The sequence below is a fragment of the Candidatus Bathyarchaeota archaeon genome, assembly GCA_026014685.1.
Taxonomy (GTDB): Archaea; Thermoproteota; Bathyarchaeia; order Bathyarchaeales; family Bathycorpusculaceae; genus Bathycorpusculum.
The window spans coordinates 1-2,268 of the sequence record JAOZHW010000004.1; the positions used below are offsets into that span (position 1 = coordinate 1).

A 2,268-nucleotide genomic window follows, 5' to 3' on the forward strand; every position below is an offset into this window, starting at 1 on the left:
TCTGGTTCCAAACGGCACCGCTTACGCGATTGATACACGTGTGGCTTCAGCGATGCTTCTGCGTCGGGACGTTACGGTTGAGGACTGGGAAGATGTCAAAACAGGTAAATACGGTGTTCGCGCTACCACACGGTTCGGCTTAGGCGTTCTGCGTTCTACAGCTGTTGCCAAAATGACCAACATCAAACAAACGCTGACCTAAACACACGTCAACGCATCAACTATTTTCCCCATTTTTTGGGCTTTTCCAATTTGCGAGGTCTAATCTGCTATGAGTGGTGTCTTGAGGAAAATCCGTGAAGTCCTCTCTTACGTGCCTGCTGTGGGCGTGGCGTCTCCTAAGCAGCGAGTGTTCTTTGACACTTCCTGCATCCCCTTAGCCGACGTCATGAAGCTCTACGAACGCGACCCAACCTGCAAAGCCAGCGTAGACCTGCTTGCGGCTAGCACGGTGGGTATGGGCTTCTACACTACGGTTGATGAAAAGTACGAGAAAGCCGCGGAGGCAAAGGCTGCTGTGGATAGGTTCTGTGAAGACGTCAACTTGGACGGCTTGCTTAACGACATGGCTAAGCCTTTGATTGGCTGCGGCAACGATTTTTGGCTAAAACTTACACCTGAACAGCTAACCGACACAGTACGCACGCCAATTGATGCAGTCCAGCGAATAGGACTCAGCTCCGTTCCCGACTTGAAATTACCCTACAAGGTTACGGGCTACCAGCTCAAGAGCGCCTACGCTGGCAACGCTGGAAGTGAGCTCAAGCCTGAAGCCGTCATCCACTGGCACCTAAGCGGCGACGTGCCTTCTGGTTTTGGCGTGGGTTTGTTGCAGGTGCTTTTGCACACGTTAACCCTTGACACTGACAAGCGTCCCTCGTATGCGTGGATGAAAGCGAAAATCGAGAAAATCCTGCCCAACATCTTTACCAAGTACGCTGGACCCGACGTCGTCGTGCAGCTGGAAGGACAAAAAGAAGACACCATCAAAAAGTACGAGACTGCGATTAAGAATCGTCCTGAGGAGGGGCAGTGGCTTTTCAGCGGAGCAAAATCCGTCAGCGTCCACCCAGTCACCATCGACCCAAGAGCACGGTTCGAGTACTACATCGACCACATGGTCAACCAATTCTACCTCGGATGCGAAACACCGCTACCACGACTTTTCAGCACACCGGGCTTCACTGAAGCATCAGCAAGAGCAGCCCTCGATTTGCAGGACATGCTCATCAAGCCTGTGCAGCGGTACATCAAACGCCAAGTAGAAAGAGAAATTTTTGATGTGGTTGTTGCTCAAGCGGGTTTTGATGCTGCCAAGGCGAGGGTTCGGTTGAATTTTGGTAGTCCTGAGACGCCTGAGCTTGTTCCCGCTGATTTGATTCGTGCTGCTGAGTTGGGGCTGGTGCGGGCGGAAGAGTTTCGCAAGAACGCGGTCAAGTTCGGATGGGAGCTCTGGGATACGCAGCCTCAAACACCCAACAGTGCAGATGGAGGTGCCCAGAAGTGACTGCTGTTTCTGTGGATGATGTTAGGGACGTGCTGCAAATTTCTGAAGCCGACATCCCTGACGCTAAGGTTCTGAAGATGATTAAGCGTGCAGAGGTCGCTTTGGGGCTTGAGCTGTCCAGAGAAATCGACTACACAGACTGCACTGAAGCTGAGAAAGAGGCTGTAACGCTTTTGGCTGCCATTTACGCTGTCTGCTATCTAACTGGCGGCAGCGCGGTAAGCTTGAACTTTAGCGTTGGCGACTTGAGCAGTTCTAACTCGGCACTTCCCAACTTAGCCGTTCTGCAAAATGAATTCGAGCGTATCCTTGCCAGCCTAAAAGAACCGTATGTGGGGAGCGTGTAGCCGTGGGAACCGTGCCAGAAACCTACTACCAATTCGTGATGGACTATGCACCCTACGTATATGTGATTCCGCCTGGTACGCCAGACCCGACTTTTGGGAAAGGTGTCTTGGCTGCTAGCTTTGCAATCGACTTTCTCTGTGAAGTGTACTGTGCCAAGCAGTTTGAGGACAGAAAAGCCGAAATCTACGGCAAAGTTGTGGAGCTTGCGGATTGGGTTCTGACCCAGCAGTGCCTTGACCCAGCACGCAAAGCGTATGGCGGATTCAAAAGCGCAGAAACCAGCACATACTACTACAGCGTGGACGCCTGCAGAGCCATCCCTGCCCTTCTGCGTGCCCATGAACTCACGAATGATTCCAGCTATTTGGATTCTGCTAAGCTGGCGGCTGGAACTTTCCTTAAAACCATGCAGG

At 52.1% G+C, this 2,268-nt stretch carries 4 protein-coding genes; all 4 read left to right on the top strand.

Translation table 11 applies throughout. The features are described from left to right. On the top strand, positions 1-202 hold a 202-nt coding region (locus tag NWE96_02305), incomplete at its 5' end, for a hypothetical protein (protein MCW3982810.1). A 69-nt stretch (positions 203-271) separates the two neighbouring features. Continuing rightward, positions 272-1,507: a hypothetical protein gene (locus tag NWE96_02310; GenBank protein ID MCW3982811.1), complete on the top strand. Its 1,236-nt coding sequence runs from the start codon at positions 272-274 to the stop codon at positions 1,505-1,507. Next, positions 1,504-1,854, top strand: a complete 351-nt coding sequence (locus NWE96_02315; protein MCW3982812.1) for a hypothetical protein — start codon at positions 1,504-1,506, stop codon at positions 1,852-1,854. Before NWE96_02310 ends, NWE96_02315 begins: the two co-directional genes overlap by 4 nt. 2 nt (positions 1,855-1,856) lie before the next feature. Then, a partial coding sequence (locus tag NWE96_02320; GenBank protein ID MCW3982813.1) for a hypothetical protein occupies positions 1,857-2,268 on the top strand: 412 nt, incomplete at its 3' end.